Annotated in this window: 26 protein-coding genes and 2 pseudogenes; 18 read left to right on the forward strand and 10 right to left on the reverse strand. The window is 59.1% G+C overall.

Annotated features, from left to right (window positions below):
- The first annotated feature begins 15 nt into the window (after positions 1-15).
- The 8 genes from BLW24_RS15695 to pdxJ all read left to right on the forward strand — a co-directional run bounded on the left by BLW24_RS15695 (position 16) and on the right by pdxJ (position 7,749).
- Positions 16-1,398: a DegQ family serine endoprotease gene (locus BLW24_RS15695; RefSeq protein ID WP_420875038.1), complete on the forward strand. Its 1,383-nt coding sequence runs from the start codon at positions 16-18 to the stop codon at positions 1,396-1,398.
- A gap of 147 nt (positions 1,399-1,545) precedes the next feature.
- Positions 1,546-3,345 (forward strand): translation elongation factor 4, encoded by a 1,800-nt coding sequence (gene lepA, locus BLW24_RS15700; protein WP_090383649.1) that lies wholly within the window; start codon positions 1,546-1,548, stop codon positions 3,343-3,345.
- Between the two features lie 6 nt (positions 3,346-3,351).
- On the forward strand, positions 3,352-4,206 hold the full coding sequence (gene lepB / locus BLW24_RS15705) for a signal peptidase I (protein WP_090383654.1): 855 nt from the start codon (positions 3,352-3,354) through the stop codon (positions 4,204-4,206).
- A 104-nt stretch (positions 4,207-4,310) separates the two neighbouring features.
- The gene (locus tag BLW24_RS15710; RefSeq protein ID WP_090383660.1) at positions 4,311-4,688 is read left to right on the forward strand and encodes a DUF4845 domain-containing protein; all 378 of its coding nucleotides are present in this window, start codon (positions 4,311-4,313) and stop codon (positions 4,686-4,688) included.
- The gene (rnc, locus tag BLW24_RS15715; RefSeq protein WP_090383664.1) at positions 4,685-5,374 is read left to right on the forward strand and encodes a ribonuclease III; all 690 of its coding nucleotides are present in this window, start codon (positions 4,685-4,687) and stop codon (positions 5,372-5,374) included. The genes BLW24_RS15710 and rnc overlap by 4 nt, the downstream gene beginning before the upstream one ends.
- Positions 5,367-6,269, forward strand: a complete 903-nt coding sequence (gene era / locus BLW24_RS15720) for a GTPase Era (protein ID WP_090383668.1) — start codon at positions 5,367-5,369, stop codon at positions 6,267-6,269. Before rnc ends, era begins: the two co-directional genes overlap by 8 nt.
- 42 nt (positions 6,270-6,311) lie before the next feature.
- Positions 6,312-7,010 (forward strand): DNA repair protein RecO, encoded by a 699-nt coding sequence (recO, locus tag BLW24_RS15725; RefSeq protein WP_090383674.1) that lies wholly within the window; start codon positions 6,312-6,314, stop codon positions 7,008-7,010.
- Entirely contained in the window at positions 7,003-7,749 is a 747-nt protein-coding gene (gene pdxJ / locus BLW24_RS15730; protein ID WP_090383677.1) for a pyridoxine 5'-phosphate synthase, read from the forward strand. Before recO ends, pdxJ begins: the two co-directional genes overlap by 8 nt.
- Position 7,750: 1 nt before the next feature.
- On the opposite strand, the gene BLW24_RS15735 is transcribed toward pdxJ, so the two are convergent.
- From BLW24_RS15735 to BLW24_RS15765, 7 genes and pseudogenes are all read right to left on the reverse strand, one after another.
- The gene (locus tag BLW24_RS15735; protein ID WP_090383684.1) at positions 7,751-8,473 is read right to left on the reverse strand and encodes a substrate-binding periplasmic protein; all 723 of its coding nucleotides are present in this window, start codon (positions 8,471-8,473) and stop codon (positions 7,751-7,753) included.
- Positions 8,474-8,541: 68 nt separating this feature from the next.
- Positions 8,542-9,510, reverse strand: coding sequence for a tRNA 5-methoxyuridine(34)/uridine 5-oxyacetic acid(34) synthase CmoB (gene cmoB / locus BLW24_RS15740; protein WP_090383689.1), 969 nt, complete (start codon positions 9,508-9,510; stop codon positions 8,542-8,544).
- Positions 9,507-10,283 carry a carboxy-S-adenosyl-L-methionine synthase CmoA gene (gene cmoA / locus BLW24_RS15745; RefSeq protein WP_208600233.1) on the reverse strand — a complete coding sequence of 259 codons (777 nt, stop codon included), beginning with the start codon at positions 10,281-10,283 and terminating at the stop codon, positions 9,507-9,509. The genes cmoB and cmoA overlap by 4 nt, the downstream gene beginning before the upstream one ends.
- 33 nt (positions 10,284-10,316) lie before the next feature.
- Positions 10,317-10,889, reverse strand: coding sequence for a hypothetical protein (locus BLW24_RS15750; RefSeq protein ID WP_090383694.1), 573 nt, complete (start codon positions 10,887-10,889; stop codon positions 10,317-10,319).
- 75 nt (positions 10,890-10,964) lie between these two features.
- Positions 10,965-11,606 (reverse strand): annotated as a pseudogene (locus tag BLW24_RS15755) (lysoplasmalogenase).
- A 231-nt stretch (positions 11,607-11,837) separates the two neighbouring features.
- Entirely contained in the window at positions 11,838-12,233 is a 396-nt protein-coding gene (locus tag BLW24_RS15760; RefSeq protein ID WP_090383701.1) for a protease inhibitor I42 family protein, read from the reverse strand.
- A gap of 40 nt (positions 12,234-12,273) precedes the next feature.
- Entirely contained in the window at positions 12,274-13,008 is a 735-nt protein-coding gene (locus BLW24_RS15765) for a hypothetical protein (protein WP_090383707.1), read from the reverse strand.
- A gap of 238 nt (positions 13,009-13,246) precedes the next feature.
- Here BLW24_RS15765 and BLW24_RS15770 point away from each other — a divergent pair, with 238 nt between their 5' ends.
- The 5 genes and pseudogenes from BLW24_RS15770 (at position 13,247) to BLW24_RS15790 (ending at position 18,236) form a co-directional block, all read left to right on the forward strand.
- The gene (locus BLW24_RS15770; protein WP_090383714.1) at positions 13,247-13,999 is read left to right on the forward strand and encodes a helix-turn-helix transcriptional regulator; all 753 of its coding nucleotides are present in this window, start codon (positions 13,247-13,249) and stop codon (positions 13,997-13,999) included.
- A 148-nt stretch (positions 14,000-14,147) separates the two neighbouring features.
- Positions 14,148-14,863 (forward strand): annotated as a pseudogene (locus BLW24_RS15775) (methylamine utilization protein).
- Positions 14,850-17,060 (forward strand): bifunctional diguanylate cyclase/phosphodiesterase, encoded by a 2,211-nt coding sequence (locus BLW24_RS15780; protein WP_090383722.1) that lies wholly within the window; start codon positions 14,850-14,852, stop codon positions 17,058-17,060. Before BLW24_RS15775 ends, BLW24_RS15780 begins: the two are co-directional and overlap by 14 nt.
- A complete protein-coding gene (locus tag BLW24_RS15785; RefSeq protein ID WP_090383729.1) occupies positions 17,029-17,814 on the forward strand; it encodes a DUF3034 family protein in 786 nt (261 codons plus the stop codon). Before BLW24_RS15780 ends, BLW24_RS15785 begins: the two co-directional genes overlap by 32 nt.
- Positions 17,815-17,816: 2 nt before the next feature.
- Positions 17,817-18,236, forward strand: coding sequence for a group I truncated hemoglobin (locus tag BLW24_RS15790; RefSeq protein ID WP_090383734.1), 420 nt, complete (start codon positions 17,817-17,819; stop codon positions 18,234-18,236).
- A 40-nt stretch (positions 18,237-18,276) separates the two neighbouring features.
- Here the strand turns inward: BLW24_RS15790 and BLW24_RS15795 are convergent, their stop codons facing one another.
- The 3 genes from BLW24_RS15795 to BLW24_RS15800 all read right to left on the reverse strand — a co-directional run bounded on the left by BLW24_RS15795 (position 18,277) and on the right by BLW24_RS15800 (position 19,737).
- The gene (locus BLW24_RS15795; protein ID WP_090383741.1) at positions 18,277-18,804 is read right to left on the reverse strand and encodes a metal-dependent hydrolase; all 528 of its coding nucleotides are present in this window, start codon (positions 18,802-18,804) and stop codon (positions 18,277-18,279) included.
- A gap of 68 nt (positions 18,805-18,872) precedes the next feature.
- On the reverse strand, positions 18,873-19,070 hold the full coding sequence (locus BLW24_RS26210) for a hypothetical protein (RefSeq protein ID WP_208600184.1): 198 nt from the start codon (positions 19,068-19,070) through the stop codon (positions 18,873-18,875).
- 7 nt (positions 19,071-19,077) lie between these two features.
- Entirely contained in the window at positions 19,078-19,737 is a 660-nt protein-coding gene (locus tag BLW24_RS15800) for an HDOD domain-containing protein (RefSeq protein WP_208600185.1), read from the reverse strand.
- 720 nt (positions 19,738-20,457) lie between these two features.
- On the opposite strand from BLW24_RS15800, the gene putP reads away from it, so the two are divergent.
- From putP to fliG, 5 genes are all read left to right on the forward strand, one after another.
- Positions 20,458-21,945 carry a sodium/proline symporter PutP gene (putP, locus tag BLW24_RS15805; protein WP_090383745.1) on the forward strand — a complete coding sequence of 496 codons (1,488 nt, stop codon included), beginning with the start codon at positions 20,458-20,460 and terminating at the stop codon, positions 21,943-21,945.
- Positions 21,946-22,325: 380 nt separating this feature from the next.
- On the forward strand, positions 22,326-22,547 hold the full coding sequence (locus BLW24_RS15810) for a VF530 family protein (protein WP_090383750.1): 222 nt from the start codon (positions 22,326-22,328) through the stop codon (positions 22,545-22,547).
- 93 nt (positions 22,548-22,640) lie between these two features.
- Positions 22,641-22,970 (forward strand): flagellar hook-basal body complex protein FliE, encoded by a 330-nt coding sequence (gene fliE / locus BLW24_RS15815; protein WP_090383755.1) that lies wholly within the window; start codon positions 22,641-22,643, stop codon positions 22,968-22,970.
- Positions 22,971-22,985: 15 nt separating this feature from the next.
- Positions 22,986-24,770 carry a flagellar basal-body MS-ring/collar protein FliF gene (fliF, locus tag BLW24_RS15820; RefSeq protein WP_090383761.1) on the forward strand — a complete coding sequence of 595 codons (1,785 nt, stop codon included), beginning with the start codon at positions 22,986-22,988 and terminating at the stop codon, positions 24,768-24,770.
- A complete protein-coding gene (fliG, locus tag BLW24_RS15825; RefSeq protein ID WP_090383770.1) occupies positions 24,763-25,779 on the forward strand; it encodes a flagellar motor switch protein FliG in 1,017 nt (338 codons plus the stop codon). Before fliF ends, fliG begins: the two co-directional genes overlap by 8 nt.
- The last annotated feature ends 3 nt before the right edge of the window (positions 25,780-25,782 follow it).

The following is a 25,782-nucleotide window of genomic DNA, read 5'->3' on the forward strand; positions in this document are numbered from 1 at the left end:
TTTGCCGTGCTGCTGATGGGGCAAGCGTTGTTTGCTCAGGCGAGCCTGCCGGACTTTACCGAGCTGGTTGAGCAGGCGTCGCCTGCGGTCGTCAATATCAGTACCCGGCAGAAAATGCCGGATCGCGCGGTTGCTGGCAGTGGTCAGCTCAATGTGCCTGACCTGGAAGGTCTGCCGCCGATGTTTCGCGAGTTCTTCGAGCGCAATATTCCGCAGATGCCACGTGCGCCTGGCGGTGGTCGTCAGCGTGAAGCTCAGTCGCTGGGCTCGGGCTTTATCATTTCCGCTGATGGTTACGTGCTGACCAATAACCATGTGATTGCTGATGCCGATGAGATCATCGTGCGCCTGTCAGATCGCAGTGAGTTGGAAGCCAAGCTGGTCGGCACTGACCCGCGTAGCGATGTTGCGCTGCTTAAAGTTGAGGGTGCTGGCTTGCCAATCGTCAAGTTGGGCAAGTCAGAAGAGTTAAAGGTCGGCGAGTGGGTGTTGGCGATTGGTTCGCCGTTCGGCTTCGATCACTCGGTGACCGCCGGGATCGTTAGCGCCAAAGGCCGTAGTTTGCCAAACGAGAGCTATGTGCCGTTTATCCAGACAGATGTGGCGATCAATCCGGGTAACTCTGGCGGCCCACTGTTCAACCTGGCCGGTGAAGTGGTCGGTATCAACTCGCAGATTTTCACCCGCTCCGGTGGATTTATGGGGTTGTCGTTCGCTATTCCCATGAGTGTAGCGATGGATGTGGCCGACCAGCTCAAGGCTGAGGGCAAGGTCAGTCGTGGCTGGCTGGGTGTGGTGATTCAGGAAGTGAACAAGGATCTGGCCGAGTCGTTCGGTCTGGATAAGCCGGCTGGTGCGCTGGTGGTGCAGGTGCTGGAAGAGGGGCCTGCTGCCAAAGGCGGCTTGCAGGTAGGTGATGTGATTCTCAGTCTGGATGGTAAGCCGATCATCATGTCTGCTGATCTGCCGCATTTGGTCGGTGCGCTGAAGCCAGGTACCAGTGCCGAACTGGATGTGGTGCGCGATGGTGCACGCAAGAAGCTGAAGCTGAGCATTGGTGCGCTGCCTGAAGATGGCGAGGCACTGGCTGGTACTGTCGCGCCTGGGGTTGGACGCAGTAGCAACCGTCTTGGGGTTAAGGTGGTTGAGTTGACTGCCGAGCAGAAGAAGAGTCTTGATCTTAAGGGTGGGGTCGTGATCTCCGAAGTGCAGGATGGTCCGGCTGCGCTGATTGGTTTGCGTCCGGGTGATGTAATCACTCATCTGAACAATCAGGCGATCAACTCGGCTAAGACCTTTACCGAGGTGGTGCAGGCGCTGCCGAAGAATCGGTCGGTGTCGATGCGTGTACTGCGTCAGGGGCGCGCCAGCTTTATTACCTTCAAGCTGGCCGATTGACTGTGCAAACAGACTAAAAGGGCGACTTCGGTCGCCCTTTTACATAGCACTGCCGTGCGGTCTTGATGACGTGCAAGGTGGCTTTCGGGTACACTCGGCGGCTATTTTCGGCGGGCAGTCGCCTGCGACCTTTTTGAGTGTTGATCCGTGAGTGATTTGAGTCATATCCGCAATTTCTCCATCATCGCCCACATTGACCACGGCAAGTCGACCTTGGCCGACCGGTTTATCCAGATGTGTGGCGGCTTGGCCGACCGTGAAATGGAAGCCCAGGTACTGGATTCCATGGATTTGGAGCGTGAGCGCGGGATCACCATCAAGGCGCACAGCGTTACCCTGTATTACAAGTCTAAAGACGGCATCACCTATCAGCTGAACTTCATTGATACCCCCGGTCACGTAGACTTCACCTATGAGGTCAGTCGCTCCCTGGCAGCCTGCGAAGGCGCGCTGCTGGTGGTCGATGCCGGTCAAGGTGTGGAAGCGCAGTCTGTTGCCAATTGCTACACCGCCATCGAGCAGGGCCTTGAGGTCATGCCGGTGCTGAACAAGATCGATTTGCCTCAGGCTGAACCCGACCGGGTCAAAGAAGAGATCGAAAAGATCATCGGTATTGATGCAACCGACGCTGTGACCTGCAGCGCCAAGACCGGCCTGGGTGTGGATGAGGTGCTTGAGCGGTTGGTGCACACGATCCCGGCACCGACCGGCGATATCGATGCGCCATTGCAGGCTCTGATCATCGACTCCTGGTTCGACAACTATCTGGGTGTGGTCTCCTTGGTGCGTGTGCGCCATGGCCGGATCAAGAAAGGTGACAAGGTGCTGGTGAAGTCCACTGGCAAGACGCACTTGGTGGACAGCGTCGGGGTTTTCAACCCCAAGCATACGGCCACCGCCGATCTAAAAGCCGGCGAAGTGGGCTTTATCATCGCCAGCATCAAGGATATTCACGGCGCGCCGGTGGGCGATACCCTGACCTTGGCGGCCACCCCTGATGTGGAAGTGCTGCCGGGCTTCAAGCGCATCCAGCCGCAGGTCTACGCCGGCCTGTTCCCGGTCAGCTCGGATGATTTCGAGGACTTCCGCGATGCCCTGCAGAAACTCACGCTGAACGACTCGTCGCTGCAATATTCACCGGAAAGTTCCGATGCCCTGGGCTTTGGCTTTCGTTGCGGCTTCCTCGGCATGCTGCACATGGAGATCATTCAGGAGCGCTTGGAGCGCGAATACAACCTGGACCTGATCACCACGGCGCCAAGTGTAATCTTCGAAGTGGCGCTGAAGAGCGGCGAGACGATCTACGTCGATAACCCGTCCAAACTTCCGGATGTCTCGTCGGTAGAAGACTTTCGCGAGCCGATCGTGCAGGCCACTATTCTGGTGCCGCAGGAGCATCTGGGTAACGTGATTACCCTGTGTATCGAAAAACGCGGTGTGCAGCGTGATATGCAGTTCCTTGGTTCTCAGGTTCAGGTGCGCTATGACCTGCCGATGAACGAAGTGGTGCTCGACTTCTTTGACCGCCTGAAATCCACCAGCCGTGGTTATGCCTCGCTGGACTACCATTTTGATCGCTACCAGTCGGCCAATCTGGTCAAGTTGGATGTGTTGATCAACGGTGACAAGGTCGATGCGTTGGCGCTGATCGTGCACAAGGACAATGCTCACTACAAAGGCCGGCAGCTGACTGAGAAAATGAAAGAGCTGATTCCACGGCAGATGTTTGACGTGGCTATTCAGGCTGCAATTGGTGGGCAGATCGTTGCGCGGACTACGGTCAAGGCGCTGCGCAAGAACGTATTGGCCAAATGCTACGGTGGTGATGTCAGTCGTAAGCGCAAGCTGCTGGAAAAGCAGAAGGCCGGTAAGAAACGCATGAAGCAGGTTGGTAACGTGGAAATTCCACAGGAAGCCTTTCTCGCTGTGCTCAAGTTGGATAGTTAAGGTCCTATGTCGATCAATTTCCCGCTGTTACTGGTTATCGCCGTCGCCGTTTGTGGCGCGCTGGCGTTATTCGACCTGATCTTTCTGGCCCCGCGCCGGCGAGCCGCTATCAGCACCTACCACGGTCAGGTCAGCGAGCCTGATGAGGCGGTGATGGAACGCTTGAACAAAGAGCCTTTGCTGGTGGAGTACGGTAAGTCGTTCTTCCCGGTACTGGCCATCGTGCTGGTACTGCGCTCGTTTCTTGTCGAACCCTTCCAGATCCCATCCGGCTCGATGAAGCCGACCCTGGAAGTGGGCGATTTTATTCTGGTCAACAAGTTTGCCTATGGCATCCGCCTACCGGTGCTGGACACCAAGGTGATTGAGGTAGGCGACCCGCAACGTGGCGATGTGATGGTGTTTCGTTATCCAAGCGATCCTAATATCAACTACATCAAACGCGTGGTCGGCCTAGCCGGTGACCGCATTGCCTACAGCAGCGACAAGCGTCTGACTATCAATGGTGAGTCTGTAGCGCAGCAGTTGATTGGTGATGAGCCGGGTAGCTTGGGCAGTGCGACGCTGTATAGCGAGAAACTGGGTGAGGTAGAGCACCAGATCCGTAAGGAAATGCAGCGCTATCGGGTTGAGCCGGGCCGCGAGTGGGTAGTGCCGCAAGGGCATTATTTTATGATGGGCGACAACCGCGACAACTCCAATGACAGCCGTTACTGGAATGATCCGGCCATCCCCAAGCCGCTGCTGGGCATGGTGCCGGACCAGAATATCGTAGGCAAAGCTTTTGCCATCTGGATGAGCTGGCCGGACCCCAAGTCGCGCAACCTGCCGAATTTCTCCCGCGTAGGTCTGATTCACTGACCTGCTGACGAATTTGCGACGCTGTTAAATGCAGCGTCTCAGGCTATATATAGCCTTGCCTCCAGCCGTAATGGCTTTTACCTAACTTGAATTTGGGGACAAATATGAAATCTGTGCATTCGCAAAAGGGAATGTCGATTCTTAGTTGGTTGATGGTGTTGGCGGTAGTCGCTTTTTTAGCCAGTGCGGCGTTCAAGGTTTTGCCGCATTACTTCGACTATATGTCGCTGGAGAAAATGATTACTTCGGTTGAGACCGATAAAGCAGCTGATGTTCGCAGCATTAACGACTTTTATAGCCATATCAGCAAGGGCATGCAGGTCAACAGCATTCGCGATTTCAATATGCAAGACGCGATTAAAGTAAAAGTCGAAAACAACGAATTTCGCGTGCACCTGAAATATGAGAAGCGCGAACCATTGATCGAAAATATCGATCTTGTAGTGCGCTTCGATAAAGAATTCCGCGTGCGTATGCCGTGAGTGCGTCGTTAGCCCGTCTCGAGCGGCAGCTCGGTTATACCTTCAAGGACCAGGAACTGATGATCCTGGCCCTTACCCATCGCAGTTTCGCCGGGCGCAATAACGAGCGTCTGGAGTTTCTCGGTGACGCCATTCTCAACTTTGTCGCTGGTGAGGCGCTGTTTCAGCGCTTTCCGCTGGCTCGCGAAGGGCAGCTGTCACGTTTGCGCGCGCGCTTGGTCAAGGGTGAGACTCTCGCCATTCTGGCCCGTGGTTTCGATCTGGGTGAGTACCTGCGCCTCGGGTCTGGTGAGCTGAAAAGTGGTGGTTTCCGCCGTGAGTCGATTCTCGCCGATGCCCTGGAAGCGCTGATCGGTGCCATCTATCTTGATGCTGGGATGGATGCGGCTCGCGAGCGTGTGTTGGCCTGGTTGACCACTGAGCTGGACAGCCTGACCCTGGTCGATACCAACAAGGATCCGAAAACCCGTCTGCAGGAGTTTCTGCAGTCGCGTGGCTGTGAACTGCCACGTTATGAAGTGGTGGATATCCAGGGTGAGCCGCACTGCCGGACATTCGTGGTCGAATGTCAGGTCACTCTACTTAATGATAAAACCCTGGGGCAGGGTGCCAGTCGGCGTATCGCCGAGCAGGTGGCGGCCGCTGCCGCGCTGATCGCCCTGGGTGTGGAGAATGGCAATGACTGATTCACCTGTTACACGCTGTGGCTATGTCGCCATCGTCGGCCGGCCCAACGTGGGCAAGTCGACGCTGCTCAACCACATTCTTGGGCAAAAGCTGGCGATCACCTCGCGCAAGCCGCAGACCACGCGACACAACATGCTCGGCATCAAGACCGAGGGTGAAGTGCAGGCGATCTATGTCGATACCCCCGGCCTGCACAAAAACAATGAAAAAGCGCTCAATCGCTACATGAACAAGAACGCCTCGTCGGCGCTGAAGGATGTCGACGTAGTGATCTTCGTGGTCGATCGCACTCGCTGGACCGATGAAGACCAGATGGTGCTTGAGCGCGTTCAATATGTTGAAGGTCCGGTAATTCTGGCGATCAACAAAACCGATCGCATCGAAGATAAGACCGAGTTGATGCCGCACCTGGAGTGGCTGGCCACCCAGTTGCCGAAGGCCGAAATCGTGCCAGTCTCCGCACAACATGGGCATAACCTCGATACTCTGGAAAAACTGGTGGGAGAGCATTTGCCGGAAGGCGTGCACTTCTTCCCGGAAGACCAGGTTACCGACCGCTCCAGCCGCTTCTTCGCTGCCGAACTGGTGCGCGAGAAAATCATGCGCCAGCTGGGTGCCGAGTTGCCGTACCAGATCACCGTGGAAATCGAGGAGTTCAAGCGCGATGGGCGCATCCTGCATATCCACGCCCTGATCCTAGTCGAGCGTGATGGCCAGAAGAAAATCATAATCGGCGACAAGGGTGAGCGGATCAAACGCATCGGCCAGGAAGCACGCAAGGACATGGAGGTGATGTTCGACTCCAAGGTCATGCTCAACCTCTGGGTCAAGGTCAAGGGTGGCTGGTCCGATGACGAGCGCGCCCTGCGCTCCCTGGGTTACGACAACATCTGAGTTGCCCTCGGGCGCGCTTGCGCCCGCTTTGCGAGTAAACCCATGCTTGCCCCTAGTCAGCCCGCCTATGTCCTGCACACTCGTGCCTACCGCGAAAGTAGTGCGCTGGTGGACTTTCTCACTCCGCAGGGTCGTCTGCGTGCAGTATTACGCGGCGCGCGCGGCAAGGCCGGCAGCCTGGCACGGCCGTTTATCCCGCTGGAGGCCGCGTTTCGCGGACGTGGCGAGCTGAAGAATGTTGGCCGTCTCGATCCCGCCGGTATCCCCAATCTGCTGGTGGGCGAGGCGCTGTTTAGCGGTCTGTACCTCAATGAACTGCTGATTCGCCTGCTGCCTGCTGAAGATCCCCATCCCACTGTTTTTGAGCATTACGCCATGACTGTGCTGGCCCTGGCTGAAGGCCGTGCCTTGGAGCCTTTATTGCGCTCTTTTGAATGGCGTCTGCTCGATGAGCTGGGCTATGGTTTCGCCCTGGATCTGGACAGCGAAGGCCAGCCCATCGCCCCGGCGGGTTTGTATCGACTGCATACCGAAACCGGGCTGGTGCCGATTGGCCAATTGCAACCCGGCGCTTTTCAAGGGGCCGAATTGTTGGCGATGGCCGACGCGGACTGGACTGCACCGGGCGCCCTGGCTGCTGCCAAGCGTCTGATGCGCCAGGCCCTAGCCCCCCATTTAGGCGGCCGACCGTTGGTCAGTCGCGAACTGTTTATGACGCTCAAGGAGCCAAGCCGTGACTGATGCCAATCGTATTCTGCTGGGTGTAAACATCGACCATGTGGCCACCCTGCGTCAGGCCCGTGGCACCCGTTATCCGGACCCGGTCAAGGCCGCGCTGGACGCCGAAGAGGCCGGGGCCGACGGTATCACCGTGCACCTGCGCGAAGACCGCCGACATATCCAGGAGCGTGATGTGCGCCTGCTCAAGGAAGTCATGCAAACGCGCATGAACTTCGAGATGGGCGTGACTGAGGAAATGCTCGCCTTTGCCGAAAGCATTCGCCCTGAACACGTCTGTCTGGTACCGGAGACGCGTCAGGAACTGACCACCGAAGGTGGCCTGGATGTGGCAGGGCAGGAGGCGCGGATTCGCGCCGCCGTGGAGCGACTAAGCAAGATTGGCTGCGAAGTGTCGCTGTTTATCGACCCGGACCCGCTGCAGATCGAAGCCTCAAAACGCGTTGGCGCACCAGCCATCGAACTGCACACCGGGCGCTATGCCGATGCGCATACGCCAGAGGAAGCGGCGCGTGAGTTGGCGCGGATTCGCGACGGCGTGGCCTGCGGTCTGCAGCACGGGTTGATCGTCAATGCCGGGCACGGCCTGCACTACCACAACGTCGAGCCAGTGGCTGCGATTGCCGGGATCAACGAGCTGAGCATTGGCCACGCCCTCGTGGCGCACGCGCTGTTTGTCGGCTTTAAACAAGCGGTGGTAGAGATGAAGGCGCTCATCCAGGCAGCGGCGAATCGCAGGTAGGTTAAGGCGTGAGTGCTTGGCCGGGTTCGCGCAGACCCGGCTCTTGCGCACCGGGAAGCCAGCGCTGGATGACCTCATCCTCCGTACCTGCCCAGAAGGTGATGTATCCGAAGGATTGCCGGTAGGCGAAGGCGATCTCGACATCATCCGCTCCGAACTGCGCGACTTGATCAGCCTGCTTGCCCCCAACGTAGAAGCTCAGGTTATCCGCGGCGATCAACGGAACCCGTCCGCTTTTCAATAGATTGAACATCTGTTCAGGCTCCGTGACACCAAGCAGGTTGTCCATTTCGGCAGCGGTCAGTTCCTGATAGGTGAACCAGTCGCGCGGTAACGCGATCGCTGTGAATCGGGCCAGTTGGCTTACATCCGAGACAACGACTCCGGAGCCTTTGAGGGCGTAGAAGTTGTCGCTGGCCAGCATGATCGGGCCGACCCACATGAAGTGTTTTTCACGCTCGCTGTTACGGATGGTCGGGAAGATGGCGGTGTGCGGCGTGGTTTGCGCAAGGCGGTAGGCGCGGGCCCAAGGCACTATTTGCAGTTTTGCCGATTGATCAAGTCGGCGCAGTAGCTCTTGGACCAGCTCCACGGACATCCCGGCCGGCTGTCCGTCCTGAGAAAAACTCACAGGCGGATACTCTTCCGTGTACAGCCGGAGGGTCTGAGCCCCCGCAGGCAGCAGCCAAGCCAGTAACAAGAACAGCGCGACGGTTTTCATCATTATCACTCGCTAGCAAACACAACCTTCACTGTAGCTCCCTGCATAGTGTTTGCTTTAGTCGCAGTCTCTCAGGGTTTGCGCGCCACCAGCACGGCACGGCAGGGCGCCGGTAGGCCTTCAACGGTACGGCTATGGTCGGCAGGGTCGAGGAATTCAGGCAGCGACTGGAAACGCATCCATTCGGTCGAACGTTGTTCGTCGACGCTGGTGGTGCTGACATCTACGCAGCGGATGTCGACGAAACCGGCGCGACGCAGCCATAACTCCAGCGCCGGTACCGAGGGTAAAAACCACACGTTGCGCATTTGCGCGTAGCGGTCTTCGGGCACCAGCACTTGTTGGCTGTCTCCTTCGATCACTAGGGTTTCAAGCACCAGTTCGCCGTTTTTGACCAAACAGTCCTTAAGCTCAATCAAATGGTCTATAGGCGAGCGGCGGTGATACAGCACGCCCATGGAGAACGCGGTATCGAAGCCTTGCAGCTTGCCGGGTAATTCCTCGAAGGCCAGTGGCAGATGCCAGGCGGGCAGGTCGGGCAGGTAGTTCTTCATCGCCAGAAACTGGCAGAGAAATAGCCAGTTAGGGTCGATGCCCACCACGCTGCTTGCACCTGCGCCGAGCATGCGCCACATGTAATAGCCGTTGCCGCAACCAACATCCAGCACGCGCTTGTTTTTGAGATCGAGGTAAGGTGCGACCCGCTGCCATTTCCAGTCGGAGCGCCATTCGGTGTCGACATGCACGCCGAACAGATGAAACGGCCCCTTGCGCCACGGGATCAAGCCCTGCAGGGCGGTGTTCAGGGCGGCACGGGTGCTGTCGTCGTATGGCCCGTTGAAGCTGAAGCTGTGCAGCAGTTCCAGCTGTTCGACGCTCAGTTCCGGTAGGGCCTGCACCGCACCGTGCCAGCGCGGCAAGTCGCCATGGCCGATGGCCAACTTTGCGTCAATTTGTCCGGGCAAGTCGGCTGACCATTCTTGCAGTGGGGTGCCGGCCAGAGTGGCTTGCAGGGCATCGAGGTCGAGGCGGTTGATCATGGCAGGGCAATCATCGAGGCGAAATTAAGGCATTGGAACCACGGCACCACCTGGCTGAAGCCGGCGGCCAGCAGGCGTTCGCGGTGTTGTTCGAGGCTGTCGGGGAGCATGACTTTCTCGATGGCGCTGCGCTTTTGCGCAATTTCCAGCTCGCTGTAACCGTTGGCGCGCTTAAACGCGATGTGCAGATCGCCCAGTAGCGTGTGCTGCTGAGCATCTTCGAACTGCAGTTTTTCCGAGAGAATCAGTGCGCCGCCGGGCAGCAGGGCCTGGCGAATGCGGCTGAGCAGTTCGAGGCGTTGTTCGGGCTGAATAAATTGCAGGGTGAAGTTCAAGGCCACCAGCGAAGTGGGCTGGAAGTCGAGCCTGAGGATGTCGCCTTCGATCACCTCGACCGGCAATAACTCCTGAAACATCGAGTCCTGAGCATGCAGGTATTCGCGGCAGCGCTCGACCATGGCGCTGGAGTTGTCCACGGCGATCACGCGGCAATCGGCAATCTGTACATGCCGACGCAGTGCCTGAGTGACCGCGCCCAAGGAGCTGCCCAAGTCATACAGCACGCTATGGGGCTGAGCAAACTGGCCAGCCAGCACGCCAATGTTTTCGACAATGGTCGGGTAGCCCGGCACCGAGCGCTTGATCATGTCGGGGAAGACCCGCACCACATCTTCGTTGAACACGAAGTCCGGCACTTGCGTCAGGGGTTGGGCGAAAAGACGGTCGGGCTGTTTGCTCACGATGGCTGCGCACTGGTCGAGAAAGCCGGGCATTTTAGCCAAGTGCGGCCTCAAGCCAAACCATGATTACTTCAATTGGTCAGAAAAGAACTCGCCGGCACCCTGCAGCGGTCCCTGTGGATTGCGCTTGACCTCGTAGCGGCGAATGTTCGGCTCACCGCTGCTACCCTTGTGCACCAGGATGTCATCGACAAAAACGAATACCGCGCGGAACAGCCAGCCTTCCATTTCACGCTTTTTGCGGAAATTGAATACATCGGCCCAGAAGCTACCCACGCGTTGGCTGTCGGTTTTGCTGAACTCGAAAGAGTAACCAATACAGCGATCCTTGGCCTGCAGGCAATGTGCTAGGCCATCGGGTAAGTAGTCGATGGGCACGTTGGGCTGTACGAACATCAGGCGGACATCGATAAACGACAGCATCTTGCCGTTGCCCTGGGTCAGGGGGTCGAAGCCCAATTTGAATAACTCATGGCGTGTGGTCTTGTGTGCCACAGCCTGGGAATAGCGCATTTCCGCGTCGAGGTAGTCATTGAAGGGGGAGCGTGCTTCTGCCTGCTCACTGGGGAGCAGGCTGCTGCAACCATAGAGTCCTGCCAGCAGCAGGAAAAGGCCCAATACCCGCCCGGGGAGAATCATGCTGTTTCCTTTAAATTATTTTTCCTACACTTCCTATAGTCGATTTAGTCGTGGTGTGCCGATCTAAGAATAACGTTACACGCCGTGTGAGCGATTGAAGGTCGATGCGGCGATAGCCCATTGTCCCAGCCAGTAGCTGAGCATGATCGCCAGTGGCGCAGCGTCGAAGGGCGCGACAAAGCGGTTGATGCCGATCAGGCTGTCCGACAGCACAAACAACGCTGCGCCCGCGGCGGCTAGGCGTGTGGAACTGGTGTTCAGGCCTTCCTGGCCAAGGCGGGCGAGGGCGCGCCAGAGCATGGCGCTGATGGCCAGAGCGTAACAGGCCACGGGGATCAGCAGCGGACCCAGGTTGGCACTGGCGAGGATGGCAAACATCGTCCCGCCCGTGCCCAGGGCCAGCAGCAGGGCCCGCCAGGCCGGTTGTTGGCAGTCGCTGAAGTAGGCACGCAATTAGGCCAGGTGCGCCAGCAGGAAGGCGCCGAGGCCGAAGACGAACAGGTCCTTCGGCCAGTCGAGCAGAATGTCGCCTGCCAGCGAGGCAAGCAGACTAAGGCTGATCCAGCGTCGATACAGGCCTCCGGGGGCTGTTCGCAGCCACAGCAACAGTGCGATGACCGGGATGCCTTTGCTGAGCAGGCCCAGTTCGCTCAGGCCGTTGAGCCGTGCATAGAGAAACACGGCAGCGCCCAGCAAACCCGGCAGCAGATAACGCATGAGCTTTTCCTTGAGGCGTGCAAGGTCTGCACTATGGCGTGTCGCCAATTAACTGACCACGCCGTGGATGCCAGTTAGGGCAGCATTTCGCGCCAGTAGCAGGCTGTTGAAAAACTACCTACGGTGTCATAGCCGCGTTAAAAGTCGGCTGGGACGCGCGGCTCAAAATGCTCATTTCAGCTTTTCGCCTGTTATTGCTTTACGCTGCCTGCCTACGTTTTCAACGGTCTGCTAGCGCACCTTGATCGTGCAGTTGAAGCGCTGTGCGGGCACAACACCGACTTCCCAGGGACGCTCGTAGGTCAGGGCCAATTGGCCTTCGCCAGCCTGCGCGACCTCGAAGCGCCAGGTGGAAATACCGGCGCTGCCGACCAGGCCGGCATCTTCCGGGTTGCTGTAGACCTCGGGGCCAAGGCTTTTCAGCACCTGTGGCGCGGAGTCACGCAGCAACCAGCGGAAACCGGTGGTGGGGTTGCTCGGCAGGCGCAGGTTGAATTGCTGGCCGACGTGCAACGACAGCGGGCATTTGCCCTGCTGGTTCTGCTCCAGGGTAACGCTGCTGGGCTTTTGTGCGCAGGCTGCGAGCAGTGCAAGGCTGAGTGCCACTGTCAGGCGGGGGGCAAGCATGGTGAACTCCTGGCAAAAGTCGAGGCTGCCAGCATAGCCGCTAGGGCTGCCCTGCGGGAGCCCGTGCTGCGAACGCCGCCTGCAATGGCGCGCGCAACTGCTGGACATACTCGTCGATCAGCGGTGTGAGCAGGGCAAAGCATTCGTGTGGTGCCAGGCGTACTTCGCGGCTGTCGATCAGCTCATGTTCCAGGCGCTGCAGCGCCTGCCGCAATGAGGCGCCGACGGGGGATTGTTCCAGCTGCAGGCAGAGTTGCTGAATCTGCTGTTTCAGGCTTGGCGGGGATTGACTGTAATTGGCCGCACGTACGCTCAGACCGCGCAGGCGCGCAAGGTTTTCCAGGCCATGGCAGGCCTGGGCGATGCCCTCTATTTGTGAATTGCCAGCCTGGTGCAGGCGGGATTCGAGTGTGGCGATAACCTCCAGCAAACCGTCGATAACCTGGCAATGCGCGGCAAAGTCCGCCGGGTTGCGCCGCAGGCGTGGCCAGTCCTGCTGCAGCGGGGCAAGTTGCAGGCTCGGGCCGGGCCAGTTCAGCCAGAGCTGGTCGAGTTGACGGGCCAGGACGTTGCGCTGGCTGGTGCTGAGCAGATCTTGTTGGGCACCCAGACCACGGTGTTTTTGCAGGGTTTGCAGCAGCTCAATCGCGCGTTGCAGCAGTTCAGCTTGCAGCTCATTGAGGTGCTGCTGGTGGCGTTTGCCAGCGAGCTGGCTGAGGAAGTGGCCAGCGAGTAACAGCGCCAATGCCAGGGCGAGAGCAATGCTGAGGACCATAAGCTGGTTTCCTGAAGTTGAACGGTGTTCCGGTCGAGCAAATCCCTTGCCAGGCATCGCAAAAGCCCGGTTTCAGGCGTTGTACATGGGCTGGCGGCCAACTGTTTGCCCTGTATTCGGGCGCTTTTAATGGTGTGGCGAGTTTTTGGTGCGGGTGCTGCCCATTTGTCGTGCAGGCTGCAGTTTTACCGGGCAAAAGGTTAAAGTTGCACCTCTGCTTTCCAGGGTTGCACTTTTCATGTTCAACGCGCGATTGATGCGTCTTGATGATCAAGCCCACGAACACACCCACGACCATCATCAACTGGTGTTGTCGCTGGCTGGGCGCGCGGAGTTTGAGGTCAACGGTCGCGGCGGCGAAGTCTGCCGGATGCGTGCCTGCCTGGTGCCAGGGGATGCCGATCACCAGTTCGCCGGTATGGGTGATAACCGCATGCTGATCATCGATCTGGATGAGCAGGGCACCTCCAGTGAAGACCTGCAACTGCTGGCTCGCCTGTTCGAAACCCCGCGTTACCCGCAACTGGATGCCGATTTCCAGAACCTGCTGAGCTATGCCGGCGCCGAGCTTGAACGTTATGGCTCTGATCCGTTGCTGCCTCGGGCGTTGGGTGGTGTGCTGCTTCGCGCCTTGCACCTGCGCCTGTTTGGCGAGCCCCATACGCGGCCTGTGGGGGCGCTGAATCTGGAAAGAATCGACAGCTATATCTTCGAACATCTTGCGCGGCGCATCAGCGTGGCCGAGCTGGCGCAGGTGGCTTGCCTGAGCCCCAGTCATTTCCATGCACAGTTCAAGGACAGCGTCGGCCTGACGCCGCACCAGTACTTGCTGAAAACCCGTCTGGACCGAGCCGTGCGGCTGTTGCGCGAGAGCGGCCTGCCGCTGATCCGCATCGCTGAAGAGTGCGGCTTTTCTAGCCAGAGCGCGCTGACCACCGCCATGCGCCGCTATCTGGGCCTGACGCCGAAACGCCTGCGCAGCGCCGAATAAGCCCTTCGTGCCGGGCTGCTGTCCACTGCGGATGGCGGGCATAACCGGCAGCGACCCCGACGAAGCGTGAACTTCTTCACGCTGCCGACTAAGCTGTGGCTCACAGAGACATTTACTGTACCCGGGCAAGGATGCTGTTCATAGTCAAGTGTGCCCCCAGAGTACGAGTAGTCTTGATGAACAAGCACCTGCACCTGTCGTTCGCGCTTTCGCTGCTGGGTATGTTGCTGCTCGATGTACCGCTGCACGCCGCCAGCCTGCAAGCCGAGTTGGTGGATAGCCAAGGCCAGCCTTTGGCCAATGCCGTGCTCAGTTTGCGCAGCGAGGTTGCACCTGTGGTTGCACACTGCTACTGCAGTGATGGACCAACGCTCTCAGCAATTTGCGCCCAATGTGCTGGCCGTGCGCAGCGGCACCTCGGTGTCATTCCCCAATAGCGACAATATCCGTCATCACGTCTATTCGTTTTCCCTCGCCAAGCGCTTTGAGCTGCGCCTGTACCAGGGCACGCCAAGTGAGCCTGTACTGTTCGACAAGCCCGGTGTGGTGGTGCTTGGCTGCAATATCCATGACTGGATGGTGGGTTATGTCTATGTCACCAACGATCCCTGGTTCGCCGTCAGCGATGCGCAGGGCAAGCTGAATCTGGAGCAACTGCCGGCCGGTATGTACACAGTCAGCCTGTGGCACCCACAAGCGCCGGAGATGTTGCCGCAGGCTGCCGGCCAGGTGCAGCTGACTGAAGCTGGCAGCCAGCAGCGTTTTACCCTGGCCATGTAGGCGCCTGTCATCCAGGCAACGCCTAGTGCGCCGGCCAGCGCCTTTGGGGATGCATTCAAGAAGGCTCGCGATGCTGCGCAATAGTTTTCAGTCACGGATTGCCGGCGTACTGGTACTGCTGCTGTTGGTGGTGGTCGGCGTGCTCTATGCGGCAGTGCAGACCGCCACCAATGCTGCCGTACGCAGCCAGGCCCGCGAGCAGTTGGATGTGGGTAGCCTGGTGTTTCAGCAATTGCTCGAAGTGCGCGGCCGCCAGCTGCACGATGCGGTGCAGGTGCTGGCTGCCGATTTTGGCTTCAAGGATGCTGTGGCCAGCGGTGACAGCGAGACCATTCGCTCGGCCCTGCTTAACCATGGCGCACGGATCAACGCCAGCGCGGTGATGATGCTGGGTCTGGATGGCAATCTGGAGGTCAGCAGTGATCGGCAGATCAGCGGTGACACGGCCAAGCGCCTGAGTACCCAGGTGATGCAGCCTCAGCGTGAGGGCGTGCATATTTTTCTGATGCCGATTGCCGACAAGATCTACCTGCTGGTGCAGGCCACAGTTACTGCGCCGTTGCCGATTGCCCGAGTGATGATGGGCTTTCAGGTTGACGATGTATTTGCTGCCGAATTGCGTGAGTTGACCCATTTGGACCTGACTCTGCGCGCGACCCAGAACGGCGTGGCCGATATCTGGATCAGCACCCTGCAGCCGGCGCAGCGTGAGCAACTGCAAGGCAGCATGGCCGAGCTGGCCAATGATGCGATAAGTCAGATAGGTGACGAGGCCTACCTTAATCAGACCCTGGTACTGGCCAGTGGTGACGGCTATGAAGTGCGCGCGCTGCTGCACAAGTCCTTGAGTCAGGCGCAGCAGGCGTTTGCCCCGCTTGATCAGAATATTCTGCTGATTGCTCTGGTGGCGCTGACGGCGTCCCTTGTCGGCGCCTTATTGCTGGCGCGTTCGGTGTCGCAGCCTGTGCAGCAACTGGCGGCCGTCGCTGAGCGGGTGCGCCAGGGCGATTATCAGGCCAGCCTGGATCTGCAGCGCGGTGATGAACTGGGGCGTTTGGCCATCGCCTTCAAAGCCATGCAGCAAGGTATCGCCGAGCGTGAGCGGCAACTGGCGCACAACGCTTTGCATGATGCGCTGACTGGCCTGCCCAACCGCACCCTGGTGCTGGAGCGTCTGGGTAGCGCGATCACCGCCGGGCGGCCGACGGCGTTGCTGTACCTGGGTGTGGCGAATTTTCGTGTAGTCAATGAAAGCCTCGGTGCAGAGGGTGGCGACCTGGCTTTGCAGCAGCTGAGTAGGCGCCTGCAGGCGATTCTGCGCCCCGGCGATAGCGTGGCGCGGATTATCGGTGACGAGTTTCTTCTGTTACTGGAAAACACCGATAGTGACAACGCCGTGGGCATCGCCGACAAGGTGCAGCAATTGCTGCTCAAGCCGCTGCGCGTTGCCACCCATGATTTCACCCTCGATTGTCGCATCGGCATTGCCAGCTACCCGGTCGATGGCAATGCCCCGGAAGAGCTGCTGCGCCGGGCGAGCATCGCCATGCAGGATGCCGCTGGCATGCCCAGCCATCTGCAGGTCTACCAGCGCGGCCGCGATGATGCCCAGCAGCGGCAGATTCGCCTGATTCGCGATTTACGCCATGCGCCAAGCAAGGCCGAGCTGCTGTTGCACTATCAACCGAAACTGGACATTGTCGCCGGCCAGGTGCGCCAGGCCGAAGCCTTGCTGCGTTGGCAGCATCCGGTGTTGGGCATGGTTTCGCCGGGGGAGTTTATTCCGCTGGCCGAGCGCACTGGCAGCATCCAGCTGCTGACTGCCTGGGTGATCGAGGAGGTCATGCGCCAGTTGCGCGAGTGGGTCGGTCGCGGTCTGCGCGTGCAGGTGTCGCTGAATATCTCCACCGAAGATCTGATCGATCCGCAGTTACCGGCGCGGGTCAGTGCACTGTTGGCCGAGTACCAGGTGCCGCCCGAGCAGCTGATTTTTGAAATCACCGAAAGCGGGGTGATGCTCAATCCCGAACTCGCCCTGCAGGTGCTGCATGGTCTGCGGGCATGTGGCATCAGCTTGTCGGTAGACGACTTTGGTACGGGCTATTCTTCCCTGACACAACTCAAGCGTATGCCGGTGCAGGAACTGAAGATCGACCAGTCGTTTATCCGTGACCTGGACGATGCCAGTGAAGACTCGGTGATTGTGCGCTCGACCATCGAGATGAGCCACAGCCTGGGCCGACGGCCGCTTGCTGGCCACGGGTGGCGCCAGCAGCATTGAAGGTGCGGCAGGTGGCGGGATTATCCCCTGGGCGGTGCTCTCCGGTTATGGCGAACGCGGTGAGTGGGGCGCGGATGTATTTGCCACTCGGGTGGAAACCGGCGATTACCGCCTGGATGTGGCCGGTGTTGGCGTAGCCTTCGATAACCGCATCGAACTGTCCTATGCCCGTCAGCGCTTTGATCTGGGCACCCTGGCGCGCAACCTGAATCTGCCAGAAAACAGCCTGAGCCAGGATATCTTCGGCCTTAAGGTGCGCCTGTTTGGTGACCTGATCTACGACCAGCTGCCGCAGGTGTCATTGGGCATTCAGCACAAACGCCAGAAGGATTTTCTGATCCCCAGCCTGGTGGGCGCGCAACGCAGCGAGGATACCGAGGGGTATCTCAGCGCCAGCCGGCTGATCCTCGGTGGCGCCTTTGGCTACAACCTGCTGCTCAACGGCGGCATTCGTTACACCCGGGCCAACGAGCTGGGCCTGCTGGGGTTTGGGGGGGGTCGCCGTGACCGTCATTCCGTACTCAAGGAAGGCTCCGTCGCCGTGCTGTTCAACCCGCGCTGGGCGCTGGGCGTGGAGTACCGCGAGAAGCCGGACAACTTGAGCTTTGCTGGCGAAAGTGACTGGGCGGATCTGTTTCTCGGTTACTTCCCAAATAAAAATCTGGCTGTGGTGCTGGCCTATGCGCGCCTGGGGGAGATCGCCACGCTGGATAATCAGGATGGGGTTTATCTGTCCGTTCAGGGGAGTTTCTAAGCATGCGCAGTCTGCTGCTGGTCGTTGTTCTGAGCCTGGCAGCCTGTGCCCTGCAGCCGCCGAAAGACGACAGCCTGTACCGTGACCTGGGTGGGCAGGCCGGGATTACCCGGATTGTCGAAGGCATGCTGCTGAATATTGCCGCCGATGCGCGCATCGTCCGGCATTTCGAGAATATCGACATCGTGCGCCTGCGCGACAAGCTGGTGGAGCAGGTTTGCGTCGAAGCCGGCGGCCCGTGCACCTACACCGGCGACAGCATGGAAGAAAGCCACAAGGGCCAGAACCTCACCCCCAGTGACTTCAACGCCCTAGTGGAAAACCTGCAGGAGGCAATGAGTGCTCAAGGCGTGCCCATGCCTGCGCAGAACCGCCTGCTGGCGCGGCTTGCGCCCATGCGCGCACAGGTGATTGATCGTTAGTGTGTTGTCTCGGTGTCAGGTTGGACGAAGGACTACGGATTTATACCGACGCGCTGGCCTGGTTGTGGATCGAGACTTTGCTACGTCGGCGGTAGAGCAGAACTGCCCATGCCCACAGCCCTAACTCCAGGGCAAAGGACCAATGCAGTAGGAAATTCAGCCACCAGGGGCTGAACCGCGCGGGTACGCTAAAGAGCGCATAGGGTTGGTCTACCAGGGGCGCGAACCACCAGATATCGCCCACGATGCTGTCGAGTAGTAGATGCAGCACACCAGCAGCACAAAAGGTGCTGGCCAGTAAGGCTGCTTTCCTGCGATCACCCTGTCGGTAAACAATCAGGCTGAGTATCAGAGCGCCGATCCAGGCTATTGGCCAATGGCTGAAGTAGGTGTGGTGATGATGCTGGCGTTGGTCGATCAGATGGAAATACAGCATATCCAGATCAGGGGCGACGCCACCCAGTAGTCCCGCGCAGATAAAAGCCTTGGCAGGAAGACGTGCAGCGAAAAGCTTGCTGTGTAAGAGCGCTGCAGCGATGTAGGCTGCTGGCGCATGTCCGATGATCATCTGTGTCTCGTCCCTGAGTTGCGTTCGTATGCCGTATGAGCGGTGCAGATGCTCTGCTTTCAGTGTGCTTAGCGCAAGGTCTGGGCAATCGCCAGAATATCGGCGCGGTGGCTGATCACCAGGCTGAGTTCGCCGTTCTCACCGATAAAGTCCTGCGGCGGCATCAGCTTCTGGTAGGTGGCCAGCTCTTGCAGGGGCGGCAGGTCAGCGTCAGGGGTGCGTTCCTTTATGGCGTGGTAGAGCGCCAGGTTGACCAGATCGAGCAATTGCAGGTTATGTCCTGGGCTGCGCTGCCAGTTGCCAGTTGCCAGTGTCGCGGATGATCTCGATATATTCGTTATCCACTGACCATTTCTTCAGCACGATAATGCCGAGCGATTTGCTGTATTCGCGGCACAGCTTGTAATACAGCTCGCTGGAGGGCGTTACGCTTTCATTTCTGAACGCCGAGAGTACGGCCAGAGTGCCCACTTCGCTGAGCAGGCTGGCCAGCAGGGCGTGTTCCGCCGTCACATGGCCCAGCAGGCGTGCCAGCATGGCGCTGGTGCTGGCTTTGATTACCAGGCGCTCCCAAGCATCGACAAACAAGCGTTTATGCCCTGGGCTGTGCAAGGTGAACAGGCTTTTGATGCTGTGCACCATGGTGATTCGGTCGACTTCACCCATGCCAAGCAGGCCGATCACTTCGTGCAGCGTCTTGGGCGCCAAGGTATGCCGATACAACGCGCTGGACGCATGCTTCATGAGCAGGGCGCTTAGGGCCGGGTCGCGGCTGATCAGGCGCACCAAATCTTTTAGCGAAATATCCGGGTCACCCAGGGCACGGCGGATATCCAGGGTAATGGTCGGCAGGCTGGGCAATTGCTCTTCGCCTTGCATCAACTGCGAGACTACGCGCCGGTAGATTGAGTAATCGGATGCTTCGCTCTGCAACACACACCTCCAGCTTTATGGATGCAGTCTAGATGGCCGTTACACGCGTGGTACAAGCGGCGATGGATGGCTGTAATCCACAAGGAGTCTAGCGTTGCGCTTTAAACAGCTGTTTGCAGTAAGTTCCTGTGCCTGGAGTTTTCTGCAAAAACTCCAGAGTTTTTTGTAAGAAGCGGTCATGCCTCTGCCACTAAATTCCGTGCTCGATTTACGCGGTGCGCAGGTTTCTGCCCATCGGCTTGCTCCGGCAAGCCTGTGAGTTGGGCTAGACCTAATACAGACAGTGAGCAAATAAAGGGATAAGGCGTGATCGTAATAGCCCGTCTGACCTTGTCCGAAATTGCGCCTGTGCAGGCCGTGGTGAGTGGTGCTGAGTTTTTACCGGCGTGCAGCGGTTGTCAGAACCTTGAATGCGCGCAGGGCCTGGTCAGGTGTCAGGCGCTGGCAGGTAATTAAAAGGATTTTCACGGGCGAATGTCTTGCGGCATACGCCCGTTGTTGTATTGGGGCCTTAAAGCCTTTTTACGATCTCGCGAGCTCAAGCGTTGCAGGGCGGTTTTTAGTCCAGCAGAGAAGGCGCGCCGCAGATCGTAAGCAGGTTCTTTGTGCCTCGGTTGCGGTAACCGGCTTCACCTGCATAGGCAGGCGTGCAATGCCACATTGGCGATGGGGGCTACTCCCTGTTGCTTGAATAACAACAATCAAGAGGGGAGCTCCCCAATGACTGCAAATACTCCGATGCTCGTCACCTTCGTGGTGTACATCGCACTCATGGTGCTGATTGGCCTGTTCGCGTACATGCGCACCAAGAACCTTTCCGACTACATCCTGGGCGGTCGTAGCCTGGGCAGTTTCGTCACCGCCCTGTCGGCAGGTGCATCGGACATGAGCGGCTGGCTGCTGATGGGCTTGCCGGGTGCGGTATACCTGTCTGGTCTGTCCGAAGGCTGGATCGCCATCGGCCTGATTGTCGGTGCATACCTGAACTGGTTGTTTGTTGCTGGCCGTCTGCGCGTGCAGACCGAGCACAACGGCAACGCCCTGACCCTGCCGGATTACTTCACGCACCGCTTCGAGGACAGCAGCCGCGTGCTGCGCATTTTCTCCGCGCTGGTGATTCTGGTGTTCTTCACCATCTACTGCGCCTCGGGCGTTGTGGCCGGTGCCCGTCTGTTTGAAAGCACCTTCGGCATGTCCTACGAGACTGCGCTGTGGGCCGGTGCTGCAGCGACCATCGCCTACACCTTTATCGGTGGTTTCCTGGCGGTAAGCTGGACTGACACCGTGCAGGCCACCCTGATGATCTTCGCGCTGATCCTCACCCCGGTCGTGGTGCTGATTGCCACCGGCGGTGCCGATGCGACCTTCGCGGCGATCGAGCTGAAAGATGCGACCAGCTTCGACATGCTCAAGGGTGCGACCTTTGTTGGCGTGATCTCGCTTATGGCCTGGGGCCTGGGCTATTTCGGCCAGCCGCACATTCTGGCGCGCTTTATGGCGGCTGACTCGGTGAAGTCGATCCCGGCAGCCCGCCGTATCTCCATGACCTGGATGATCCTGACCCTGGCGGGTGCCGTGGCTGTGGGCTTCTTCGGTATTGCGTACTTCTCCGCCAACCCGGATCTCGCTGGCCCGGTAACCGAGAACCCGGAGCGCGTATTTATCGAACTGGCCAAGCTGCTATTCAACCCGTGGATTGCTGGCATCCTGTTGTCCGCCATCCTGGCTGCGGTCATGAGCACCCTGAGCTGCCAGTTGCTGGTGTGCTCCAGCGCCCTGACTGAAGACTTCTACAAGGCTTTCCTGCGTAAAGGTGCTTCGCAGACCGAGCTGGTATGGGTCGGCCGTGGCATGGTGCTGCTGATTGCGATCGTCGCCATCATGCTGGCCGCCAACCCGGAAAACCGCGTGCTGGGCCTGGTGTCCTACGCCTGGGCAGGCTTCGGTGCTGCGTTCGGTCCGGTGGTGATCCTCTCGCTGGTCTGGAAGCAGATGACCCGCAACGGCGCGTTGGCCGGCATGCTGGTCGGCGCCCTGACCGTGATCCTGTGGAAGAACTTCCTCGGTCACCTGGGGCTGTACGAAATCATCCCGGGCTTTATCTTCGCCACCCTCGCCATTCTGGTATTCAGCAAGATCGGCAGCGGCCCATCGGCCAGCATGATCAAGCGCTTCGATGAAGCCGAGAAGGAATACCAGTCGGTCTGATGGATTGAGATACCTGGCAACTGACTGGTCGCTCAGTTGCCCCGCGGACCTGCTTCGCGGTGATGTGCGTGCGACCCGATAGCGCTTCGCCGGCCCACACCTTTGGTGTCGGGCCGGTTTTTTTATGGCTGGCCATCCATGGCCGCCACCCTTCGGGCCGTCGCGAGGCGGCGTTAAAAATTGTTCCAGACAATTTTTTATGGCCTGCCTGCTATCAGGGCGCACTCAGTGGGCCGCGTCGCTATGCACGTTAAGAAGGGCTCCCAGCCATTTTTATGCTCGCAATAAACTTTCAGGCCGCGCGCCGCGCTTTCGATTGGCCACTGGTTTGGCTAAGGTGGCGGGGTTTGCCTTAATCGAGCTGTCCGTACAGGTTTTGCATGACTCAATCACCGAAAGACCCGCTGCATGGCGTGACCCTTGAAGCCGTTCTCACCGCTCTGGTTGCCCGGTACGGCTGGGATGGGTTGGCCGAGCGGATTGATATCCGCTGTTTCAAGAGCGACCCGAGCATCAAGTCCAGCCTGACCTTCTTGCGCAAGACGCCCTGGGCGCGGGATAAGGTCGAAGCGCTGTATCTCCGCTCGCAGGCGCGCAAATAGGCCCTAAGGCCCTGTTCGAAATCTGGCACCCTTGTTGCAATACCTCTGCAAACGCCGCGAAGCGTCAAAAAAACGCGGCCAGTGGAGGTAGTGATGAGCCAGGGTGTTGAATTCAATCGCTTGATGCTGGAAATGCGTTCCATGCAGGCCGACGCCATGGCGCGTCAGAAGCCTGTAGCCAGCACTCCGGAGCCCGGTGCGCCGAGCTTTTCCGAGATGCTCGGGCAGGCAGTGGGCAAGGTCAACGAAACCCAGCAAGCCTCCAACAAGCTGGCCACAGCCTTTGAAATGGGCACCAGTGGCGTGGATTTGACGGACGTGATGATCGCTTCGCAAAAAGCCAGCGTTTCCTTTCAGGCTATGACCCAGGTGCGCAACAAGCTGGTTCAGGCCTATCAAGACATTATGCGGATGCCGGTTTAAGGGTAGGGCTGAATCATGGCTGAAGCCGTCGCTGCAAACGTACCTGCCACCACCGGTGGTGATGAGCCGAAGAAACCGTTGTTCGGCCTGACCTTTCTGGAAAACCTCTCCGATATGTCGATGTTGCGGCAGATCTGTTTGCTGGTTGGTCTGGCCGCCAGTGTGGCGATCGGTTTTGCCGTGGTGCTGTGGTCGCAGCAACCCGATTACCGCCCACTGTACGGCAGCCTCGACGGCATGGATGCGTCTCAGGTGATGGAGACGCTGGACGCTGCCAGTATCAAGTACACCGTGGAGCCCAACTCCGGCGCGCTGCTGGTCAAGTCCGATGACCTGGCGCGGGCGCGTATGCGCCTGGCCGCTGCTGGCGTTGCGCCCAAGGACAATAGCGTCGGCTTTGAAATCCTCGACCAGGAGCAAGGCCTGGGCACCAGTCAGTTTATGGAAGCCACCCGCTACCGTCGTGGCCTGGAAGGTGAGCTTGCGCGTACGGTTGCCAGCCTGAATAACGTCAAGTCTGCACGGGTGCACCTGGCCATCCCGAAAAGCTCGGTGTTCGTCCGTGATGAGCGCAAGCCCAGCGCCTCAGTACTGGTTGAGTTGTATTCCGGGCGCGGCCTGGAGCCGAGCCAGGTGATGGCGATCGTCAATCTGGTTGCCAGCAGCGTGCCAGAAATGAACAAGGCCCAGGTCACCGTGGTCGACCAGAAGGGCAACCTGCTCTCGGATATTCAGGAAATGTCCGAGCTGACCATGGCCGGTAAGCAATTTGATTACAGCCGCCGCATGGAAAGCCTGTTTACCCAGCGCGTGCACAACATTCTGCAGCCAGTGCTGGGTTCGGGCCGCTACAAGGCTGAAGTGTCGGCTGATGTGGATTTCAGCGCGGTGGAATCCACCTCGGAAATGTTCAACCCGGATCAACCGGCGCTGCGCAGTGAGCAGTCGGTCAACGAACAGCGTACCAGCAGCCTGCCGCCGCAAGGTGTGCCGGGTGCGCTGAGCAATCAGCCACTCGGTGCGGCCGCCGCACCTGAGCAAGCGGGCGGTGCTGCGGCAGTGCCTGGCCCGGTCGCGCCAGGCCAGCCACTGCTGGACGCCAACGGTGCGCAGATCATTGACCCGGCCACCGGCCTGGCCATGCTGGCGCCGTATCCGGCGGACAAGCGCGAACAATCCACCCGCAACTTCGAGCTGGATCGTTCGATCAGCTACACCAAGCAGCAGCAGGGCCGTCTGCGCCGGCTGTCGGTAGCGGTGGTGGTCGACGATCAGGTTAAGGTCGATGCGGCCACTGGCGAAACCACTCGGGTGCCATGGAGCAGCGATGACCTGGCGCGCTTTACCCGCCTGGTGCAGGACTCGGTGGGTTTCGACGCCAGCCGTGGTGACAGCGTCAGCGTGATCAATACGCCGTTCTCCGCCGAGCTGGGCGAGGAGATGATTGATATTCCGTTCTATACCCAGCCGTGGTTCTGGGATGTGGTCAAGCAAGTGCTCGGCGTGCTGTTTATCCTCATATTGGTGTTCGGTGTGCTGCGGCCTGTGCTCAACAACATCACCAATGGTGGCAAAGGTCAGGGCGATGGCCGCGATGGTGATGTCGAGCTGGGTGAAATGGGCGCTCTGGGTGGCGATCTGGCCGAGGATCGCGTGAGCCTGGGCGGCCCGCAAAGCATCCTCCTGCCGAGCCCGAGTGAGGGGTATGATGCACAACTGAACGCCATCAAGAGCCTGGTCGCTGAAGACCCAGGCCGCGTAGCCCAGGTTGTGAAAGAGTGGATTAACGCCGATGAGTGAAAATCGAACCGCCACTAAATTGAACAAGGTCGACAAGGCTGCGATTCTGCTGCTGTCGCTGGGCGAAACCGATGCGGCTCAGGTGCTGCGCCACCTCGGGCCGAAGGAAGTGCAGCGGGTCGGCGTGGCCATGGCCGGTATGCGCAATATCCAGCGTGAGCAGGTCGAACAGGTGATGGGCGAGTTCGTCGATATCGTCGGCGATCAGACCAGCCTGGGCGTCGGAGCCGATGGTTATATCCGCAAAATGCTGACTCAGGCACTGGGCGAAGACAAAGCCGGCAACCTAATCGACCGTATCCTTCTCGGCGGCAGCACCAGTGGCTTGGACAGCCTGAAATGGATGGAGCCGCGCGCCGTTGCCGACGTGATTCGCTACGAGCACCCGCAGATTCAGGCGATTGTGGTGGCCTATCTCGATCCCGATCAGGCCGGTGAAGTGCTTGGCCACTTCGACCACAAGGTGCGCCTGGATATCGTCCTGCGCGTATCGTCGCTGAATACCGTACAGCCAGCGGCGCTAAAAGAACTTAACCAGATTCTCGAGAAGCAGTTCTCTGGCAGCTCCAACACCACCCGCGCTTCGCTCGGCGGGGTCAAGCGTGCCGCCGATATCATGAACTTCCTCGACAGCTCGGTCGAAGGCCAGCTGATGGATTCGATCCGCGAAGTCGACGAAGACCTCTCCAGCCAGATCGAGGACCTGATGTTCGTCTTCGACAACCTTGCCGATGTCGACGACCGTGGCATCCAGGCGCTGCTGCGCGAGGTGTCTTCGGACGTGCTGGTGCTTGCGCTCAAAGGTGCCGACGAGGCGATCAAGGAAAAAGTCTTCAAGAACATGTCCAAACGTGCCGCCGAACTGCTGCGCGACGATCTGGAAGCCAAGGGGCCGGTGCGCGTCAGCGACGTGGAAACCGCGCAGAAGGAAATCCTCACCATCGCCAGGCGTATGGCCGAAGCCGGGGAAATTGTCCTGGGTGGCAAAGGTGGCGAGGAAATGGTCTAAACC

Source organism: Pseudomonas anguilliseptica, assembly GCF_900105355.1.
GTDB lineage: Bacteria > Pseudomonadota > Gammaproteobacteria > Pseudomonadales > Pseudomonadaceae > Aquipseudomonas > Aquipseudomonas anguilliseptica.

Coding starts and splice junctions, on each gene's coding strand:
- BLW24_RS15695 (WP_420875038.1), top strand. CDS start 16: ATGGGGCAAGCGTTGTTTGCTCAGGCGAGCCTGCCGGACTTTACCGAG.
- lepB (WP_090383654.1), top strand. CDS start 3,352: ATGTCGATCAATTTCCCGCTGTTACTGGTTATCGCCGTCGCCGTTTGT.
- BLW24_RS15710 (WP_090383660.1), top strand. CDS start 4,311: ATGAAATCTGTGCATTCGCAAAAGGGAATGTCGATTCTTAGTTGGTTG.
- era (WP_090383668.1), top strand. CDS start 5,367: ATGACTGATTCACCTGTTACACGCTGTGGCTATGTCGCCATCGTCGGC.
- recO (WP_090383674.1), top strand. CDS start 6,312: ATGCTTGCCCCTAGTCAGCCCGCCTATGTCCTGCACACTCGTGCCTAC.
- BLW24_RS15735 (WP_090383684.1), bottom strand. CDS start 8,473: ATGATGAAAACCGTCGCGCTGTTCTTGTTACTGGCTTGGCTGCTGCCT.
- cmoB (WP_090383689.1), bottom strand. CDS start 9,510: ATGATCAACCGCCTCGACCTCGATGCCCTGCAAGCCACTCTGGCCGGC.
- cmoA (WP_208600233.1), bottom strand. CDS start 10,283: ATGCCCGGCTTTCTCGACCAGTGCGCAGCCATCGTGAGCAAACAGCCC.
- BLW24_RS15750 (WP_090383694.1), bottom strand. CDS start 10,889: ATGATTCTCCCCGGGCGGGTATTGGGCCTTTTCCTGCTGCTGGCAGGA.
- BLW24_RS15760 (WP_090383701.1), bottom strand. CDS start 12,233: ATGCTTGCCCCCCGCCTGACAGTGGCACTCAGCCTTGCACTGCTCGCA.
- BLW24_RS15765 (WP_090383707.1), bottom strand. CDS start 13,008: ATGGTCCTCAGCATTGCTCTCGCCCTGGCATTGGCGCTGTTACTCGCT.
- BLW24_RS15770 (WP_090383714.1), top strand. CDS start 13,247: ATGTTCAACGCGCGATTGATGCGTCTTGATGATCAAGCCCACGAACAC.
- BLW24_RS15780 (WP_090383722.1), top strand. CDS start 14,850: ATGCTGCGCAATAGTTTTCAGTCACGGATTGCCGGCGTACTGGTACTG.
- BLW24_RS15790 (WP_090383734.1), top strand. CDS start 17,817: ATGCGCAGTCTGCTGCTGGTCGTTGTTCTGAGCCTGGCAGCCTGTGCC.
- BLW24_RS15795 (WP_090383741.1), bottom strand. CDS start 18,804: ATGATCATCGGACATGCGCCAGCAGCCTACATCGCTGCAGCGCTCTTA.
- putP (WP_090383745.1), top strand. CDS start 20,458: ATGACTGCAAATACTCCGATGCTCGTCACCTTCGTGGTGTACATCGCA.
- BLW24_RS15810 (WP_090383750.1), top strand. CDS start 22,326: ATGACTCAATCACCGAAAGACCCGCTGCATGGCGTGACCCTTGAAGCC.
- fliE (WP_090383755.1), top strand. CDS start 22,641: ATGAGCCAGGGTGTTGAATTCAATCGCTTGATGCTGGAAATGCGTTCC.
- fliF (WP_090383761.1), top strand. CDS start 22,986: ATGGCTGAAGCCGTCGCTGCAAACGTACCTGCCACCACCGGTGGTGAT.
- fliG (WP_090383770.1), top strand. CDS start 24,763: ATGAGTGAAAATCGAACCGCCACTAAATTGAACAAGGTCGACAAGGCT.